Source organism: Bradyrhizobium sp. LB14.3 (assembly GCF_040547985.1).
Taxonomy (GTDB): domain Bacteria; phylum Pseudomonadota; class Alphaproteobacteria; order Rhizobiales; family Xanthobacteraceae; genus Bradyrhizobium.
Genome location: NZ_JBEPQT010000012.1, coordinates 115,862 through 134,252 on the forward strand (window position 1 = coordinate 115,862; position 18,391 = coordinate 134,252).

The 18,391-nt window shown below is 63.6% G+C and carries 16 protein-coding genes; 3 read left to right on the plus strand and 13 right to left on the minus strand.

The features are described 5' to 3' along the window. The first annotated feature begins 4 nt into the window (after window positions 1–4). The 3 genes from ABIB00_RS22125 (at window position 5) to ABIB00_RS22135 (ending at window position 4,470) form a co-directional block, all read left to right on the plus strand. A complete protein-coding gene (locus ABIB00_RS22125) occupies window positions 5–1,315 on the plus strand; it encodes an O-antigen ligase family protein (protein WP_354105848.1) in 1,311 nt (436 codons plus the stop codon). Next, the gene (locus ABIB00_RS22130; protein WP_354105849.1) at window positions 1,312–2,337 is read left to right on the plus strand and encodes a glycoside hydrolase family 5 protein; all 1,026 of its coding nucleotides are present in this window, start codon (window positions 1,312–1,314) and stop codon (window positions 2,335–2,337) included. Before ABIB00_RS22125 ends, ABIB00_RS22130 begins: the two co-directional genes overlap by 4 nt. Before the next feature lie 984 nt (window positions 2,338–3,321). Beyond that, the gene (locus tag ABIB00_RS22135) at window positions 3,322–4,470 is read left to right on the plus strand and encodes an ABC transporter substrate-binding protein (RefSeq protein WP_354105850.1); all 1,149 of its coding nucleotides are present in this window, start codon (window positions 3,322–3,324) and stop codon (window positions 4,468–4,470) included. 175 nt (window positions 4,471–4,645) lie between these two features. Here the strand turns inward: ABIB00_RS22135 and ABIB00_RS22140 are convergent, their stop codons facing one another. Genes ABIB00_RS22140 through ABIB00_RS22200 form a run of 13 tightly spaced genes read right to left on the minus strand, consistent with a single transcriptional unit; the run spans window position 4,646 to window position 18,368 of the window. Then, window positions 4,646–5,272, minus strand: coding sequence for an FMN-dependent NADH-azoreductase (locus ABIB00_RS22140; protein ID WP_354105851.1), 627 nt, complete (start codon window positions 5,270–5,272; stop codon window positions 4,646–4,648). A 3-nt stretch (window positions 5,273–5,275) separates the two neighbouring features. Then, the gene (locus ABIB00_RS22145) at window positions 5,276–6,850 is read right to left on the minus strand and encodes an isochorismatase family protein (protein ID WP_247444870.1); all 1,575 of its coding nucleotides are present in this window, start codon (window positions 6,848–6,850) and stop codon (window positions 5,276–5,278) included. Between the two features lie 17 nt (window positions 6,851–6,867). After that, window positions 6,868–7,716 (minus strand): MBL fold metallo-hydrolase, encoded by an 849-nt coding sequence (locus tag ABIB00_RS22150; RefSeq protein WP_247340972.1) that lies wholly within the window; start codon window positions 7,714–7,716, stop codon window positions 6,868–6,870. Window positions 7,717–7,758: 42 nt separating this feature from the next. Beyond that, window positions 7,759–8,643, minus strand: coding sequence for an amidohydrolase family protein (locus tag ABIB00_RS22155; protein WP_354105852.1), 885 nt, complete (start codon window positions 8,641–8,643; stop codon window positions 7,759–7,761). Next, window positions 8,640–9,761, minus strand: a complete 1,122-nt coding sequence (locus ABIB00_RS22160) for a vWA domain-containing protein (protein ID WP_354105853.1) — start codon at window positions 9,759–9,761, stop codon at window positions 8,640–8,642. The genes ABIB00_RS22155 and ABIB00_RS22160 overlap by 4 nt, the downstream gene beginning before the upstream one ends. Then, a complete protein-coding gene (locus tag ABIB00_RS22165; RefSeq protein ID WP_279659800.1) occupies window positions 9,758–10,639 on the minus strand; it encodes an AAA family ATPase in 882 nt (293 codons plus the stop codon). Before ABIB00_RS22165 ends, ABIB00_RS22160 begins: the two co-directional genes overlap by 4 nt. A gap of 7 nt (window positions 10,640–10,646) precedes the next feature. Next, window positions 10,647–11,669, minus strand: coding sequence for a xanthine dehydrogenase family protein molybdopterin-binding subunit (locus ABIB00_RS22170; RefSeq protein ID WP_354105854.1), 1,023 nt, complete (start codon window positions 11,667–11,669; stop codon window positions 10,647–10,649). 1 nt (window position 11,670) lies between these two features. After that, window positions 11,671–13,260, minus strand: a complete 1,590-nt coding sequence (locus ABIB00_RS22175) for a xanthine dehydrogenase family protein molybdopterin-binding subunit (protein WP_354105855.1) — start codon at window positions 13,258–13,260, stop codon at window positions 11,671–11,673. Window positions 13,261–13,271: 11 nt separating this feature from the next. Next, window positions 13,272–13,748, minus strand: a complete 477-nt coding sequence (locus tag ABIB00_RS22180) for a (2Fe-2S)-binding protein (RefSeq protein WP_354044079.1) — start codon at window positions 13,746–13,748, stop codon at window positions 13,272–13,274. A gap of 5 nt (window positions 13,749–13,753) precedes the next feature. Further along, window positions 13,754–14,572: an FAD binding domain-containing protein gene (locus tag ABIB00_RS22185; protein ID WP_247340956.1), complete on the minus strand. Its 819-nt coding sequence runs from the start codon at window positions 14,570–14,572 to the stop codon at window positions 13,754–13,756. Continuing rightward, entirely contained in the window at window positions 14,569–15,018 is a 450-nt protein-coding gene (locus ABIB00_RS22190) for an SRPBCC family protein (RefSeq protein ID WP_354105856.1), read from the minus strand. The genes ABIB00_RS22185 and ABIB00_RS22190 overlap by 4 nt, the downstream gene beginning before the upstream one ends. Before the next feature lie 5 nt (window positions 15,019–15,023). Next, complete coding sequence (locus ABIB00_RS22195) at window positions 15,024–15,461, minus strand: SRPBCC family protein (RefSeq protein WP_247340951.1); 438 nt, start codon at window positions 15,459–15,461, stop codon at window positions 15,024–15,026. Window positions 15,462–15,470: 9 nt separating this feature from the next. Continuing rightward, entirely contained in the window at window positions 15,471–18,368 is a 2,898-nt protein-coding gene (locus tag ABIB00_RS22200; RefSeq protein ID WP_354105857.1) for a flotillin family protein, read from the minus strand. Window positions 18,369–18,391: the final 23 nt, after the last annotated feature.

Here is an 18,391-nt window from a genome sequence, read left to right on the forward strand (position 1 = left end):
TTTCATGGCCAGCCTGTACACCGAGGTGGATTCCGGGGCATCCGGGAGCGCGATCTGGAAGACGCGCAGCGTTGGCGCTGAGAGGATTGCCAGGGCGGCGATCAGCTGGTCGATCACCGTCAACGTGGTCGCATCGATGGGCATCTTCAACGCCGGGCTGCTGCCGGCGGAGCTGAGCTTTCTGCAGCAGGCCATAGCCATTCTGATGTGGGGTGTCCTGATCTACGCTAGTGCATTCGTGCAGCCGCGTCTGCGGTTACAGGTCAATCCCGATCTGGTGGCGCTGGTCGCATTCTACAGCTTCGCCGTTGTCTCGGTGTTCTGGTCCAGCCTGAACGTCGCAGCGATCATGAAGAGCGCTGCGCTTGCGATGACGACGTTCGGCGCATTCTGTCTCGTCACGCGCGTCGATCTGGACGAGGTCGTGAGGACCACGGCCAATGGGCTTTTCATACTGGTCGCCGCATCGGCTTTCTGCGCGATCGCCGTGCCCGACATCGGGGTCGACCACAGCTGGATGCACAATGGTCAATGGCAGGGCGTCTACGAATCCAAGCAGACACTTGGTTTCGTGGGTGCCTATCTGATGTTCCTTGCCTGCTACCGGAAGATGACGGGCCAGGGGTGGCTGGCCTTCCTCGTTATATTCCTGCTGGCGTCAACATGCGTCCTCGCGTCGGAATCGCGCGGCGCCGGTGCTGTCGCCCTGGCTGCTTGCGCAATGCTCGTGACCTCGATGTGGTCGGTCGGCTGCATGAGGCTCTATGCGCTCCTGCCCTTCGTCATGTGCATTCTGGCCGGATTACTGATCCTGTATTTTTATGCGACGGGATATGACGCCATCCATATCGGCGACGCGAGTGTCGATTTTACCGAGCGGACCTTCATCTGGCACTACGCGATAAGCCATTTTGACGATGCGCCGTTGCTCGGCTTCGGCATCAACGGCTTCTGGACGATCCCGTCGATCTACGATTATTTCGAACAGAACCACGGCTGGGTGCTCGACAATTATCACAGCGGCTACATCGCGATCCTGATGGAAACGGGATTTCTGGGGTACACGCTATTTGCCGCGAGCGTCCTGCTGTTCTCGCACAAGATCCTCCATCTCATTTCCGCACGCACGATCGACCGATCGCACTGTGCTCTCATCATCGGATTCGTCGTCCTCAGCTTTCAGACCAATTTCACGGAGACGACATTCCTTCGCTCGACGATGTTCACATCGGTGCTCCTGGTGGGGTTTTTCTTCGCGACGTGCAGACCGGTGCAATCGACGGAATTGCAGTCTTTACCAATGGATGCAGGATGACTGCCGTACGCGCTCGTTGGCCGAGAAGCTTCAATCTTGCAGCAACGGCATTTTTCTTTACTTCGCTGTTGTCCCACGCCCATGGGGCCGAGCAGCCCGCCTCCCGCGATATGCCAAAACTGGGTCGCGGCATCAACATTCTCGGCTACGATGGAATCTGGGAAGGTGGCCAAAACGCGCCATTTCGCCTGAACAATTTGACCTCAATCAAGAAGGCCGGGTTCTCGCACGTCAGGATCAATTTTTTCGGCTTCAAGTTCATGGGCCCCGGGAATGTCCTGGACGAGATCGTCCTGAGGCGGCTCGACGCCGTCATCGAGGACGTTCTTGCAAGGAAACTCGTTCCCATCGTCGATGAGCACGATACCCACCTTTGCCAACGCGACGTTTCCGAATGCGGCGAGAAGCTCAGAGCGTTCTGGCGGCAGATCGCCGAGCGCTATGCCGGCAAATATCCGGCGCTCGTCTTTGAGGTCTTGAATGAGCCTGGTGGAGAAATGACGTCCGCCAGCTGGAATTCGCTCCTCAACGAATGTCTCGGCATCATCCGCCGCACCAATCCCGAACGGCCGGTCATTGCCGCCGTCCTCAACACGGATGAGATCCCGGTCGACGAACTGGCTCTGCCGGCCGACGACAGGCATCTCATCGTCACGTTCCATTATTACGCGCCGATACGGTTCACCCATCAGGGCGCGCCCTGGTCTCCGACGTTTTCGCGGATCGGGCCCCTGGATTGGGGCAGCCCGGACGACGAAGCGAAGGCGACCGCCGATTTCAAGAAGATGAGCGTATGGGCGGTGAAAGAGAAGCGTCCGGTTTATCTCGGTGAGTTCGGAGTGTACGAGCGTGCGCCATCCGACAGTCGCGAGCGCTATTTGTCGTTCGTGGCGAGAAGCGCCGACAGACTTGGCTGGGCATGGGCCTACTGGCAATTCGATCACGACTTCGCGGCCTTCGACAGCGCACGTCAGGCCTGGAAGCCGGGCATCCTGCGCGCCTTGATGCCGCCAACGCGTTGAAATCGCGCGCCCGATTCTTCTGCACAGTTTGCTGCACCTCCAAGCTTGCCGCAAATATCAGCCAGATCGCGATTGCCTTCAGGCGACAGTGAGAAAGTCAGCTCGGCGAGGTGGGTTGCGTCAAGCGGAACCAATTCACCTCGCGGAACGATTGTCGCGCTCAGACCTGTCGGGCAAAACACTCAGCACCCCGTCAACCCCTTCCGGCAAAAATATTCCACTTTACCGAAATTCGGAAATGGCGTATGTGTCGCCCATCCCGGCTCACCCTTGAGGGGCGACCATGTGTCGTGATGGCCGTAGGGCCGGGCTTGCGGTGGACGCGGCAGCGTCGGGCGCGAAAGTGCGGGCAGGGCGGATTGCTCTCCGTGAGCCCAGAACTTCGTGCCGACGAGCGGCGCTGTCAGGTTCGTCTCGTCATCAGGTCGGCGGCAACGTGCACAACGTCGTCGAAACCGGTGGCGACAAGCGAGCCGTGCGTACGGCAAAACCGTGTGGTCCTGGCCGTCGTTGCTACGGTCAAGCCTTGGCGGAGGCGGCATTCGCGTCAACCGGCGCGGTGTCCGCGACTTTCGTGAAGGCGAGGGAGGCCAACAGGAACTCGGCTCCCGGGAGAGCACGGCATACGCCGTAAAGCCACTGCGCAGGGAAGGCCGAGTGATTTGGCTACACCTGTATGCTGCTGTGCGGTTTCCTTGCGCTACACTTTCGCGCAGCGGACCGCGGGTGCCAGCCGGCACCCGGCCTTCCCTGCGCCCTCCTGGACAAGAGGGTGAAGCGATGAAGCAAAGCTCGGGCGCCATGCGTCGCGAGAGCGCGGCCGTGCGTCCGAAGCCTGCGCAGACGCTCGGGCACCGATGTCTTGTCCCTAACGCTAGGGACAGACACGTTCCTCCGGTCCGCTTACGGTGGTCCGCCCGGTTGCTCAGGACCGCAGGAGCAAGCGCGTATGTCGGACGAAAGCGGACGAGGAGGAAACAGGACATGAAGATCGGTTTCGCGCGAGCTTCGATTCTTGTGGCATGCGTCCTTTATGGAAATACGGCGAACGCGGAGATTAAAATTGGAGTTGTGATCTCGGCAAGCGGCCCGGGATCCGCGCTGGGGCAGCCGCAGCTCAAGACGGTTGCAGCTCTTCCGAAAGAGATCGCTGGAGAGAAGGTCACCTATATCACCCTGGACGACGAATCAGATTCGACCAAAGGGGTTCAGAACGCACGCCGCCTCGTGATCCAGGACAAGGTCGACGTGCTGGTCGGCTCCTCGCTGACCCCGGTGACCATGCCGATGCTGGATATCGCGCTCGAATCGAAGACGCCGCTGCTGGCGCTCGCCGCCGCTACCGCGATAGTTCAACCGATGGACGAGAAGCGCGCCTGGGCCTTCAAGGTCGTTCCCAATGATGACCTCATGGCGGCCGCCATCCTCAAGCATATCGCGAAATCGGGCGTGAAGACGCTCGGCTATATCGGCGTTTCGGATGGGTACGGCGAAGGCTACTACAAGGAGGTGAGCCGCCTCGCGCCCGCTCTGGGTCTGACCGTGACCACACATGAGGTCTATGCGCGCGCAGACACGAGCGTCACCGGTCAGGCGCTCAAGGTGATGTCGACCAATCCCGATGCCGTCTTCATTGCTTCCGCAGGAACTCCGGCGGTCTTGCCGCAGCAGGCGCTCCGCGAGCGCGGATACGCTGGGAAGATATTTCAAACACACGGCGTGGCCAGTGAGGAGTTCATCAAGCTCGGGGGCGCGAACGTCGAAGGTGCCGTATTTGCAGGCGAGGCCTTTACCATTGCTGCCGATCTTCCCACAGGAGATCCGTTCCGTCGCTCGACGGAGGAATTCGTGACCGCGTATGAAGCGGCGAACGGGCAAAAGCCCAACATGTTCGCTGCCCACCTTTGGGATGTCGTCGCGCTGATTGGAAGAGCTGCACCGGATGCGCTGAAGACGGCAAAGCCCGGCACAACCGAATTTCGCGCGGCTCTGCGGGACGCGCTCGAGCGCGGGCAGAACATCTATCTCAACAATGGGCTGTCGAACATGAGCAAGGCCGATCACAACGGCTACGACGAACGCTCCGCCTTTCTGATCAAGGTGGAAGGCGGGAAATTCCGCCTGGCAAAGTAGCGGCGCCCGGACGGAATCTTCGCCGGATTATTGCGGCTCGATTCCGGCGGCCTTGATGATCTTTCGCCATTTGGCGGTTGCACTCATGAACATCAGCCCTGATCAGGAGCGTATCCGCATCGATATTTTCCTGCGCGACAATCTGCCCTGACTTAGAGTTCGCTTGCGGAGTGCATCAGAACCTCGCGGCCATTGCGGCCAGGCGTTGATGGGCTCGTTCGCGGGAAGCCTCGATGGGCTGTAGCGGTCCGATGGTTGGCCCGATCGGTACGAAACGGACATTGCTGATCCCGACAAAACGCAAAATTTCGCGCAGGTACGGCGTTGCCATGTCGATGCGACCGCGGTTCATTCCGGTGGCGAAATCGCTGCCACTGGCGATGATGACGATGGTTGGCCGGTCCTTCAGCAACGGGATATATCCCAGGGATGGGTCGAATCGGAAGGTGAGCCCGGGCTGGACGATAACGTCGAACCATTGCTTGAGCTTATAGGGAATGCTGAAGTTCCACATGGGAGTCGAGATCAGCACCCGATCGGCAAGCGCCAAGCGGAGCGCCACACGCTCGGCCTCCGCAAAGCTGTCCCGCTGCGCGTCGTTGAAGGCTTCCGCCTTCATCCGTGCATATTTGGCCTCGACGATAGGGCCTGAAAATTCCGGCAGCCGCTCCCGCCAGAGATCCATGACATCCACGTCCCAATCGGGCCGTACCCGGCGAAAGCCGTCAACGAAGACGTGTGCGCCGGCGCTCGACCATGAGTCGCTGCGGGGCGAGCAGGACAGGTGCAGGAGCTTTGCCACCGCTCATCCCAGCGCTTTGATGACTGCATCGGCCTTGGTCACGACGGCAACGTTTTGCATGGCGAAGTTGATCGATGCAGCGTGCCAATCGGCGTTCATGGTGGAGCAGCAATCCTCAGGAACCACCATGAAGTAGCCCTTGTCGGCACCGGTCCGTGCCGTGTGCTCGACCGACATGTTGGTCCAGGCGCCGGTGTTGATGATCATGTCGCGGCCGGTGGCTTTCAGGATCGTTTCGAGCCGCGTGCCCTCCCAGGCGCTCATTCGCACCTTCTCGACCACGAAATCGCCAGGCCGTGGCTCGAGACCTGACACCGGCGCGGCCCCCCAGCTTCCGCGCACCATCGCCTTGCTGTCGACGAGACCCTCGAACAGCGGCGCATTCAGCGTCACGCCGGGCGCGCCGGCTTCGACCACGAACCAGACATGGATGATAGCGACGCCGCGGGCCCGCGCAGCTTCCGCAAGACGCCGGACGTTTTCGACGACTTGCTGCTGCTTCGCGTGACCTGGTGCGCCGGAATCGGCGAATGCGCCGCCGTCCATGATGACGTCGTTCTGGAGATCCTGGATGATCATGGCACAGCGTCGCGGGTCGAGCTGCATCTCGCTGTCGGCCACGATCGGCGCTGCTGGCGCGGTGCCAGTGCCTGTACCGCTGCCACTCCGCCGTCCGCTCATATAGGGCTCATGACGCGGGCCGACCTTGGTCGGGATCGCGTAGACCGAATGCGTCGAAGTCAGATAGAGGGTGCGGAAATCCGGCCCGCCCCAGGCGAGGTTGGCGACCAGTTCAGGCACGCGGAGCTTGCCGAGCAGCTCGCTCCGCGGCGAATAGACCCAGATCCCGCCGGGTGCAGTGACCCAGACATTGCCGTGCTGGTCGCACTTCATGCCGTCGGGCAAGCCGGGCTCGAGCTCGGAGCGGATGCCGCTCGCGAACACACGCGCACCAGACAGCGAGCCGTCGCCGTTGACGTCGAATACGCGGATCAGTGCCTGCACGGTGTCGTTGACATAGAGCAGTTTCTCGTCGGGCGAGAAGCACAGCCCGTTCGGCTGGTCGAATAGATTGCGGTCAACGACCAACTTCGGGTCGGCGCCGGGCACGACGCGATAAACGCCCTGGAAGCCGAGCTGCCTCGGCCGCTCGACGCCATAGACCGGCATGCGGCCATACCAGGGATCAGAGAAATAGATCGCGCCGGAGGAGTGCACGCAGACGTCGTTGGGGCTGTTGAGTTCCTGTCCCCCAAAGTGCGAGGCCAGCACCTCGCGCCGTCCGTCCGGCCGCTCGCGGATCAACGACGATGTCGCGTGCTCGCAAACGATCAAATTGAGCTCGGCGTCATAGGTCATGCCGTTGCATTTGTTCGACGGCCGTTTGACTTCGGCGATGCCGCGCCGCGCATCCCAGCGCCGGCGCACGTCGCCCGGCATGTCCGAAAACAGCAGATAATGATCGACCGGATGCCAGATCGGTCCCTCCGTGAAGTCAAAACCGGTGCCGACCTGCGCGACCGGCGCGTAGGGGTCGATCAGGGTCTCGAATTCGGAGCGCAAGGTGACGTGCGTCATCGTCCATCCTCTGGTGTCTAGGCCGGAAACCAGTTGCGCTGGGGCACAGACTGCACGATCGGTCCGGGGACCTGGTCGTGCAGCCGGCCGACGACGTTGCCGCCCTCGATCTTGGCGGGACGGTCGTGGACCGGCAGCAGATAGCGCGAATTGCTGAGCAGCTTTTTGATGGCGGCCTTCTCGGCGCGCTTGGTGGTGCCGTGATTGCCCGTGGTGCGCGGCTCCCAGTCGTGGATCTCGTTGAAAGGCGTCACGATCTGGTCGTTGAAGTCATAGATGACGTCGCCGCAGATGGTAGCAATGCCGTCGGCGGTCTCGACGATGATGTTCATCGAGCCCTCGGTGTGCGCATTCGCTGCGTCGCAGTAGACGCCCGGCATCAGCTCGATGGGACCCGTGATCTCGAGGTCGAGAAAGCGCAGCGCGCTCTTGGTGTGCAGACGGTCGATCAGATGCTTGATGTCCGGCGCCGGATATTGCGGATGCATCAGGCCGGACACGGAATACTCGAGCTCGCGGCGGTTGACGACGACGGTCGTGTTCATCGGGAACAGATCGTCCTTGCCGGCGTGGTCGATATGCAGATGGGTGTGGCAGACGAAGCGCACATCGCCCATGCGCACGCCGTGCCGCGCAAGCTGGTTCTCGATCATGTGCTCGTGATACTGCAGGCCGCGCATCCCCAGCGTTTCCATGATCTGGTTGGAGCGGTAACCCGTATCTACCACGACCGGATATTTGCCGCCGAGGATCAGGAAGCCGAGGGTGAGGACACGGCGGGTGCGGCCGCAGTCGTGGCCGAGAACCAGAAAGCTCGATTCCAGCTCGATATCGCCATAGTCCAGGATCTTGATTTCCAGCGGCATTCTGTCCCTCCCTGTGTCCGTTCTCGTTCGTTTCCTCGGCGCTCAGAGCCGATAGACGCGCATGGCGGTTGTCTTGAAAATGGCTTCGCGCTGATCATCTCGCAGCGGCGCTGCGGCGGCACGGAACGCATCGATCAGCTCGCGATAACTGGTCCACAATTTCTCGATTGGAAAATTAGAGCCGAACAAGCAGCGTTCGGCGCCGAAGATCGCAATCGTGTCGGTCAGGACGGATGCGATATGTGCGGGATCGTTGCGGTGGATGAAGGTTCCGAGCCCCGACAGTTTCGACACGACGTTCGGGCAGGCGGCGAGGCGGGCCATCCCGGCGCGCCACGCCGCGCGACCTGAGGGTGAAAGGTTCTCCAGCATGCCGGCGTGCTGGAGGATAAAGGTCACTTTGGGACAGGCTTCCGCAAGGTGTGCGGCGTCCGGCATCTGCGGCGTGAACACCTGGAGGTCAAAACTCAAACCATAGTCCGCAAGGCGGGCGATGTTGCGCCGTACCACGGGATCGGTGCAGAGATCGGGGCGGGCCGCAAAGCGATAAAGCGGGTTCTCGTGCCAATGAAGTTGCATGCGGACGCCGCGTACGAGGGAATAGCGCTTCAGGCGGTCGAGTTGCGGACGCACGTCGTCCACTGAGAAATCGGCGTAAGCCACGATGGCATGCGGCCAGCCGTGCGCCTCGGCGGTCTGCTGCACCCAAGCGGCCTCGTCCTCGAAGCGGTCATTGGACCAGTTGGTCTGGACATAGACCGAGCGGGTGACGCCGCTGCCTTTGAGGTCGCCGAGATATTCCTCGATCGGGTAATCGCGTCGAATCGGCTCATATGGTCCGAAGATGCGCGGCTGCATCGAACCGACCAGCCAGGGCAGGTCGGCCTGGCGCCAGATATGATGGTGCCCATCGACGATGTCGGTCACGCAACTCTCCTTTGTCCCAGCGCCAGCACATGCGCGACGATCGACGCGCTCGATCCGCCGTCGACGAGGTCGTCGACGAACCGTTCGATTGCGACCAGCGCTTCGGTCTGCGGACGAAAGCCGGGACCGGCCGCGAGCGGCGTCAGCCAGCTCACGCGCCACGCACGGCGCGACAGTTTCGCTACCGCATCGCGCAGCGCATCGGGTTCGCCCCGCTCCAGACCGTCGGAAACGATGATCACGGCGGCGCCGCGCGCATATCCGCCGAAGCGGGGTATGGCGAGAAAGGCCTGAAGCGCGTCGCCGATTCGGGTGCCGCCGTCCCAGTCGCTGACCAGATAGGCTGCGGCGTTGAGCGCCTGCTCGCGGCGCCTGAGACGTAACGGGCGGGTGATCCGGGTCAGCCGCGTGCCGAAGGTGAAGACCTCGACATTGGGCGCCGCCTGCACCAGCGCGTGCGCGAGCTTCATGTTCTCTTCGGTGCGGGTCTTCATCGAGCCGGAGACGTCGATCAGGAGCAGCACCTTGCGTGGGCGCTGCCGACGCTTCAAACGCCCCAGCCGAAGGATTTCGCCGTCGCTGCGTACAGAGTCACGCAGGGTGCGGCGCAAATCGGCGTAGGGCCCCCGGCGGGCCCGCATGCGGCGATGGCCGCGCCGCTTCGGCAGGCGCCTGGGCGCCTCACGGGACAGCCGGCGCAGCGCATCAGTGGTCGAGAGCTGCGCAAAGCGGCGCTCGACCAGGGCTTCCGCGCGCGCAGCTGCGAGACCGGACTCGTTGGCCTCGTCCGACATCAACGGCTCATCGTCTCCGCGGACCTCCTCTTGCAGCCGAACAGTCTCGTCGTCCTCCCCGTCATCGACGCGCTCGACTGCCTCGTTTCCGCGAAAGTGCAGATCGAAAAGCCGGTCGAACGTGGCACGACGTTCCGGCGGAGGCGCCAGTGTTGCGAGGGCTGCCTGCCGAATGTCTTCCAGGCTGCGTGGGCCGAGCAGCTGGATCGCGGCCAGGAACGAGGTCGTCTGTTCCGGTGCGACGGCAAACCTGTTCGTTCGCAACAACCCTACGAAGGAGATGAAGACACGCGCAGCGCGCGGCAGTCCGGGTTCGGTGCTCATGCAGAGGCCTCCGCCAGCAGGGCGTCGAGGCGCGGCGAAATGAAGTGCAGATCCTCCTCGTCTTTCAGCGCAACGCCGATCGAACGCCTGAAGGCATCGGGCCAGCGCGCGCCGCCCTTGTGCAGCAGCGTGGCGGCTTCAGCCCAGTCGACGGCCTCGGCGATCCCCGGCGCCTTGCTAAGCGGCTCGCGTCGCAGCTTCTCGACGGCCGCGACGACGGCCCGCGCGGTCCCCTCGGCGACGCTGGAGGCCCGCATCATCACGATGCGTGCTTCGCGCTCGGCGGAAGGATAGTCGATCCAGTGATAGACGCAGCGTCTCCGCAAGGCCTCATGAAGATCCCGCGTGCGGTTTGAGGTAAGGACGACGACCGGGCGCTCCGAGGCGCGTACCGTACCGCGCTCCGGGATCGAGATCTGGAAGTCGGACAGGAATTCGAGGAGAAAGGCTTCGAACTCCTGGTCGGCGCGATCGATTTCGTCGATCAGCAGCACAGTCGAGTCGGGCGCGCGCAGCGTCGCCAGCATCGGCCGCTCGATCAGAAACGCTTCGCCGTAGATATCGATGCTCTCATCGCCGGCCTGGCGGATGGCGAGCATCTGGCGCGGATAGTTCCATTCGTACAGCGCGGCGGACGCGTCGATGCCTTCGTAGCATTGCAGGCGGATCAGCCGGCGACCGAGGACAGCGGCAATGGCTTTGGCGGCCTCGGTCTTGCCGACGCCCGGCGCACCTTCGAGCAGTAATGGCTTGCCGAGTGCCAGACCGAGATAGGCTGCGGTCGCCAGTCCCTCGTCGGCGAGGTAATAGGCCGCCCGAAGCGCCTTCTCCAGTGCCTCGGGGCTATCGATGCCGACGATGTTGCTGCGGACGGCCATTGAAACCTCAGCGCCGCGCCTGAGGGCGTGCGCCGCCCTCGGCCTTGATCGCGCGCAGCACTTTCTCCGGCGTAATCGGCAGGTCGTCGATGCGGACGCCGACGGCGTTGAAGATGGCGTTCGCGACGGCCGGCAACACGGGATTCGCGCACATTTCGCCGGGGCCCTTGGCGCCGAAGGGGCCATCGGGAGCGGGGCGTTCCAACACGGCGATGTCGTGCGGGCAGATGTCGCCGGGGCCAGGCATGACATATTCGACGAAATCGCGAGGGCCGTGGATTGGGTCGGGATAATAGGGTTCGGGCGTCTCGTAGAGCGCGTGACTGACGCCCATCCAGGCGCCACCGACGAGCTGTTGCTCGACCAGGCGCGGATTGAGCGCACGGCCGAGTTCGTAGGCAGAGTCCATGCGGATCATCGTGACCTCGCCGGTCTCGTCGTCGACCTCGACCTCGGCGACAAGACAGGCATGGGCGTAGCAGGTTGCCGGCGACATCTCGCCAGTCTCGGGATCGACGTTGGATAGCGGCACCAGGAAGATGCCGCGGCCCGCGATAGTCTTGCCCTGTTTGAACTGCGCGGCGATGGCGACCTCCTTGGTGGAGATCGAGCGGTGCGGTGCGCCCTTGACGTGGATGTTGCCACGCCCGTCGGTTTCGAGATCGGCGGCATTGACCTCGAGCTCCTCGGCGGCGGCCTCCATCATCACGCCGCGCGCCTCGCGCGCCGCCGCCATCACGGCATTGCCGACGCGATGGGTGCCGCGCGAGGCGAACGAGCCCATGCAATGCGGGCCCGTGTCGGAATCGGCGGTGTCGACATAGACGTCCTCGACGGGCACGCCGAGCGTCTCTGCGCAGATCTGCCGCGTCACCGACTTCATGCCCTGGCCGAGGTCGATCGACGACAGCGCCACGGTGAACTTGCCGCTTGGATTGGAATGGACCAGGGCCTGGCTGGGATCGCCACCGAGGTTCATGCCGATGGGATAATTGATCGATGCGATGCCGCGTCCGCGATGTCGGGTCATCTCAACGTCTCCTGGTGCCGAACACGGATGAGAACCGGCCCGCTCCATGCGAGGGCGACGCCGGTCGCGGTGACGGCGGCGGTGCGGGTGGTGGCGGCTCGCGCGGTGGTTCGCGCGACGCGGCCGTCGGCAGGCGATCATAGCTCGTGCGCTGCTGCGCCGGCGCGGTTGTCCCCGCGTTGGTGTCGGCAGGCGTCCGCGGGATGGCGGCCCGACTGCCGCCCCCGTCCTTGCGGGAGGAGGCGCGCTTGAACTCGTCGCGGATCGGCCATTTGGCTTTCTCGGCCGCGACCTGGACGCACTCGATCAGCGCCGTGTTCTTGGCCTCGCGCCGATGGGCCTTCATGTCGCCGTCTCGATAGGCGTTGAGGATGCGGAACTCCATCGGATCCATGCTGACGAGATGCGCCAGCTTGTCCATCTGGCACTCGATCGCAAAATCCATTGCAGTGACGCCGAAGCCGCGCATTGCGGTCGCCGGCGTGCGGTTGGTGAAGACGCAGTAGACGTCGCCATAGACGTTCGGGATAGTGTAGGGGCCGGGCAGGTGGGCTGCGCATTTCACTGCGGCATAGCTCGAGAGCCGCGTATATGCGCCGCTGTCGAAATATGTCCGGATCTTGCGAGCGACGACACGGCCGTCGCGCATCACGCCGTCCTTGATGTAGATGCGCTCGGCGCCGCGCGGCGGGCCATATTGCATCTCCTCTTCGCGTCCGAACACGTAGCGCACGGGACGTCCCGTCAGCATCGCGCCCAGGATGCATAAAGGTTCGGTCAGCGTGTCCACCTTGCCGCCAAAGCCCCCGCCGACGGTGCCGCCAATGAAATGAAAGGTGTTGGAGGGGACGTCGAGGATCTTGGCGCAGGTGTCAACCGAGAAGAACAGCGCCTGCGTCGACGTATAGACGACATAGCGGCCGTTGGTGTCGGGCGCCGCGATCGATCCGTTGGTTTCGGTCGGCGCGTGCTCGATAGGCGACATCTGGTAGCGCTGTTCGAGCACGTGATCGGCGGTCGCGAGGGCGGCATCGGCGTCGCCGAAGCGGAGTTTCTGGTGGTCATAAACGTCGTGGTAAATGAAGGCATTCTTCGGATAAGTATCGTTGACGATCGGCGCGCCGGCCTTCAGCGCATCTTCGACGTCGAACACGGCCGGCAGGGGCTCATAGTCGATCCGCACCTTCGCGATCGCCTCGAAGGCCTCGCGCTCGCTGTCGGCGACGATGGCCAGGATCGGTTCACCCTTGTAGCGGACCTTGTCGATGGCCAGCGACGGTTCGTCGTCCTTGCCGAAATTGATCAGGCTCAAGAGCGTGTTGAGATTGCGGGGCACGTCGGAGCCGCGGATGATCCGGCGCACGCCGGCTGAGCGTTCGGCGTCCGCGGTGTCGATTCTCCGGATTCTTGCATGCGAATGGGTCGAGCGGACGACTTTCAGGTGCAGCATGCCCTGGAGCTTGTGGTCGTTGAAATAGCTCGACGTGCCCGTGACATGGCCGAGCATGTCCTGGCGCTGGGTGCCCTTGCCGATCTCCTTGAGATTGTCGTCGCGCTCGTCGGCGAAAATGTCCTTGCGCAATTCCAGCATGGTCTGGTCCCTTAGGCGCTTGCCCGGCCGCCGGAGGCGGCGAGGATGGCGTTGATGATCGGCTCGTAGCCGGTGCAGCGGCAGATGTTGCCGGAGATCGCCTCGACGACTTCGGCGCGACTCGGAGAGGGATTGCGGTCGAGCAACGCCTTGGCCGCCATCAGCATGCCCGGCGTGCAATAGCCGCACTGGGCGGCAAAATTCTCGGCGAAGGCGCGTTGCAGCGGATGGAGGTTGGGTCCCTGCTTCAGGCTATCCAGCGTCTCGACGGAGCGGCCGGCGACGGTCTCGGCCAGCGTCAGACAGGAGAGATGGAGTTCGCCGTCGATCAGGACGCTGCACGTGCCGCAGCCCCCTTGTCCGCAGCCGAACTTCGGCGTCATGTCGCCGATCAATTCGCGAAGCGCCACGAGCAGGTTGGTTCCGCCGTCAACGAAGATGGCGACATCGCTGCTGTTGTGACGAAATTGCAGGGCAGTCTTGGCCATACGATCTATTCCTGACCCAAGAGAAGACGACGCAGATGCACGCCGACGATCTCGCGGCGGTACCAGGCGCTACTGAGCGCGTTGTCAGACGGCGATGTTCCTTCCGCGGCTGCCGCGGCTGCGGCCTCGACGGTCGCGGCGTCGAGCGAGCGGCCTTCCAAGGCGCGTTCGGCCGCCCGCGCACGTATTTGCGTCGGCGCCATCGATCCCAATGCAATGCGCGCCCCGGCGATCCGTCCGCCACTGATCGGCAGATGTGCGGCCAGCGTGATGACCGAGCCGCCTTTGGGCTTGATCCGTGCGATCTTGCGGTAATGAAAAGCTTCTGCGCTTGTCGGACGCGTGCAGGATACCGACAAGACGAGCGTGCCCGCCTGCCTCTCGCGCGATTGCAAAAACTCCTCAATCGGAATGTCGCGCGACCCAAAGCCGCCTTGCAGGGCCACCGTGGCATCGAGTGCAAGCAGGGCGACGGTGAAATCACCATAGGGATTGGGCGCGAACAGATTGCCACCCACCGTACCCATGTTGCGGACCGCCGGACCACCAATCGAGCGGGCAGGGGCGTGTAGGAAAGCGAGGTCGCGCTCGCCCAGAATCCGGGCGAAAGTTACGCCAGCACCCAGGGTGATCCGCGGGCCGGATGGGTCGATGCGCGTCAAGGCTTGGTCATTGGCGCGCACGACGGTCGAGAGCGAGATGTCGCCTTCGTTCAGTGCGCGCATCACGAGCGTGCCGCCGCCGAGATAGCGCGCGTTGCGATCGGACGACAGCGCGGCGGCGGCCTCGCTTGAACTCGTGAAGGTCTTCACCGTCACAGTCATGTTGACACAGCCTCCTTGAGGTGCCGGCGCATCGCTTCGAATCCCGCCTGGTAGATGTCTTCCGCGACCATGTGCGTGATGCGGTCCTTGTCCTCCGGCCGCGTCGAGAAGCGGGATTCCCAGTGCCAGAAGGTGCGGTCGCCGTCCGTCACGGGCAGCAGGCGGACATGGGCCACGTAGTTGAACATCGGGACCGGCGTATCGAGCAGGCAATAGCTGAAGGTCTGCTCCAGATCCGACAGCGTCAGCAACTGCTCGCGCAGCTCCGAGCCGTCCTGCAGCTTGAAGCGCCTGACACAGCCGATCTTGTCCGAGGCCTGCGCACGCTCGATCGTGGAGGCTGCGATCGCCGGATGCCAGCGATCGTGCCCGTTGAAATCGCGCAGCACGGCCCACACGGAACCGGTCGGCGCATCCAGGATCGTGCTCTTGACGACATGCGGCACGGCGCTCACCCTCCGAACTGGCGCTTGAGGGCGTCGAAGCCGCCCTGGAACACGCCGCCGCCGATATTTCCGACGAGTTCCGCCTCCCGTTCGGGTGCGCAGTCGAACTCTGCGGTCCATTCCATGAAGGTCTGGTCGCCATCCGTGACCGGCGTCAGCCGTAGCGTCGCGACGTAGTTCTCGACCCCCATCGGGGATTCGAGGATCGAGTAGGTGCAGAACATGTCGTAATCGGACAGGCCGAGCAGCTTTTCCCGGATACGATCGCCGTTACGCAGGCGAAAATCCCTGACGCAGCCGATCTTGTCGGAGGGCTCGCCGCCCTCGATGCGGCTTTCCGCAATCGCGGGATGCCAGTTCGGCAGACCGTTGAAGTCGCGCACCCGCGCCCAGACGCGGTCGTTGCGCGCGTTGACGACGGTTGAGATGTAGACGCGGGCCATGGTGCGACCTCAGCCCTTCTTCCGGGGGCTGCGCTCGGCGGGCGGCTCGCCGTCGGCCGAAGGCGAGGGCGCAGCAGCCGGCTTCTCGCCGCCGCCTTTACGCGCGGACTCCTTGATGCCCTGCATGTCGCGCGCTTCCCGGATCAGGCCCGGCATCTTGGCGAGACTGCCGCCTTCGACGCCGATGTCCGCCAGAAGCGAGTCGATCAGCGGCGCCTGGACGCGGTAACGCAGCGCCGAGTCGATCACCTCGTCGGTGGCGCTGCGGCCGCCATTGCCGCCATGGCCATTGCCGTTGAGGCCATCGACCTGAAGGATGCGGATGCCCTCGATCTTCTCCATCGGCTTGACGCTCTCGCGGACGATGCCCTCGATGCGGTCGAGCAGCTTTCTGCGGAACAGCGAGTAGCGTGCCTGGTCGGTCAGTACATTTTCGGCCTCGTTGAGCATACGCTGCGCCTCGGCCTCGACCGCGGCGCGGATGCGCTCGGCTTCCGCGGCAATTCGCGTTTCCTCAGCCTGCTTCTCGGCGATCAGGATCTCCACGGTCTTCCGGCGCTTCGCGATCTCGCTCTCGCGCGCGGTGATGACGCGCTCGGTGGCTTCGGTCGCATGCACACGCGCCTCCTCGGCCGAGGTTTTGGCCGCGGATTCCTCCAACGACTTCAGGTGGATCGCAATCGCCTTCTCCATCAAAACGGTCTCGACCTCCTTCTCGCGATTGATTTCGAGTTTGCGCAGCTCGCGCTCGCGGCCGATGCGGGCCTCGTCCAGGCCGCGATCGGATGCGATGCGGGCGCGCTCGACCTCTTCGCGCGCGGCAATCTCGGACTCCTGGAGCGACTGGACGCGGGCGACCTCGAGTTGTTCGATCGAACGGCGGCGTTCGATCCGCGCCGCCTCCAGCGCTTGCTCGCGCGAGACGTCCGTGGTCTCGAGCTCCTTGCGTGCGACGATCTCGGCCTGCTTAACTTGGCGGTCGGCGTCGATGCGCTCGGACTTCTTGGTCGAGAGCGCAATGACGCGGTCCTCATCCGCGATCTCGATCGCCTTCTTATGCTCGATATTGAGCACCTCGCGTTTCCTGGAGGAAGTGATCCGCTCGGCTTCGAGCGCGAGATCGACGCCGATGCGCTGTCGCTCGATGGCGTCGCGACGCTTCAACTCGGCGGCCTCGAGCACGGCGGTGCGCTCGATCTCGAGCGTGCGCGTGTCACGCTCGGCCTGAATACGCTCGGCTGCAACGGACTTCTCCTGCGCAATCCGGGCGGCCTCGATGGCTTCGCGGGAGGCAATGTCGGCTTCCTCGACGACGCGGTTGCGGGCGATTTCCAGGGAACGAACACGTTCTTCCTGGGTGATACGGGCAGCTTCCGTCGCTTCGCGCGCTGCGACCCCTGCGACTTCCAGCGTCTGGTTGCGTTCGATCTCCAACTGACGGGTATTCTGCTCGGCCGCGATGCGCTCGGCGGCGAGCCTGTGCTCACGGGTGATGCGCGCGCTCTCGACGGCGCGTTGCGCCTCAATCTCGGCTTCCTGGGTGATACGCACCTGCTGGATCTCCAACGCGCGGGTGCGCTCATCAGATGCGATACGCTCGACATTGACGATCATGGTCTGGGCGATGCGGGCCTTTTCGGTCGCCTCGCGGGCCGCGATCTCGGCTTCGTCCACGGCGCGGGTCCGCTCGATCTCGCGGCGCCGGGTCTCCTCTTCGTTGGCGATGCGGGCGTCGGTCACCACGCGGTCCTGCTGGATGCGCGCTTTCTCGATCGCCTCGCGGGCGGCAATCTCGGCTTCCTCGATGGTCCGCATCCGCTCGATTTCGCGCTGGCGCACCTCGCGCTCGGAGGCGATGCGGCTGGTATCGATCGAGCGCTGGTTGGCGATCCGGGTCTTCTCGATCTCCTCCCGTGCGAGCAGCTCCTTCTCTTCGATGGTCCGGGTGCGCTCGATCTCCCGCTGACGGGTCTCACGCTCCGAGGCGATGCGGGCTTCGGCGATCGCCTGGTCGTTGGCGATGCGCGCCTTCTCGATAGTCTCGCGGGCGGAAATCTGCGCCTGCTCGGCTTCGGTCTCGCGCAGGGCCCGCTCACGCGCGACCTCGGTGCGTTGCAGGGCGCGGCGCATCTCGATGTCGCGCTCCTGCTCGAGGCGCGCCGTTTCGCTTTCGCGCTCGATCTCAAGGGCCTGCCGCTCTGCCTCCAAATTGCGGGAGCGGATCTTGATCATCGAATCCTGCTCGATATCGTTGCGCAGCTTGCGCTTCGCCTCGATGTCCTCCATCAGCCGTGTCAGACCTTCGGCGTCGAAGCGGTTCGAGGGGTTGAAGAATTCGAGATCGGTCTGGTCGAGATCGGTGATCGCGACCGATTCCAGCTCGAGTCCGTTCTGGGCGAGGGCCTCTGCCGCGTTCGCCTTGAGGCGGGCGACGTACTCACCGCGCTGCTCGTGCATCTGCTCAAGAGTCATCTCCGAGGCGACGGAACGAATAGCTGAGATGAATTTTCCGGCAAGGAGGGCGTGGAGCTGTTCGGGCTCCATGGTTCGGCGGCCGAGCGTGGCGGCCGCGATGGACACGGCTTCGCGGGTCGCCTGGACGCGAACATAGAAATCGGCCTCGATGTCGACGCGCATACGGTCACGGGTGATCACGGCGTCCTGCCGGGAGCGCACGATGCCCATCGGCTGCACGTTCATGTTGACCGGCGTGTAGTCGTGGATGAAAGGCAGCACGAACGCGCCGCCGTTGATCACGACGCGCTCACCGAGCAGGCCGGTCCGGACGAATGAGGTCTCCTTGGACGAGCGGTGATAGAGCCAGTTCACGATGTAGACGCCGACCACGATCACCACGACGGCGACGATCAGCCAGAGGATCAATTCACCGACTAAAGTCCCTGACATGTTTCTCTCCCTCGTCCTTCCGG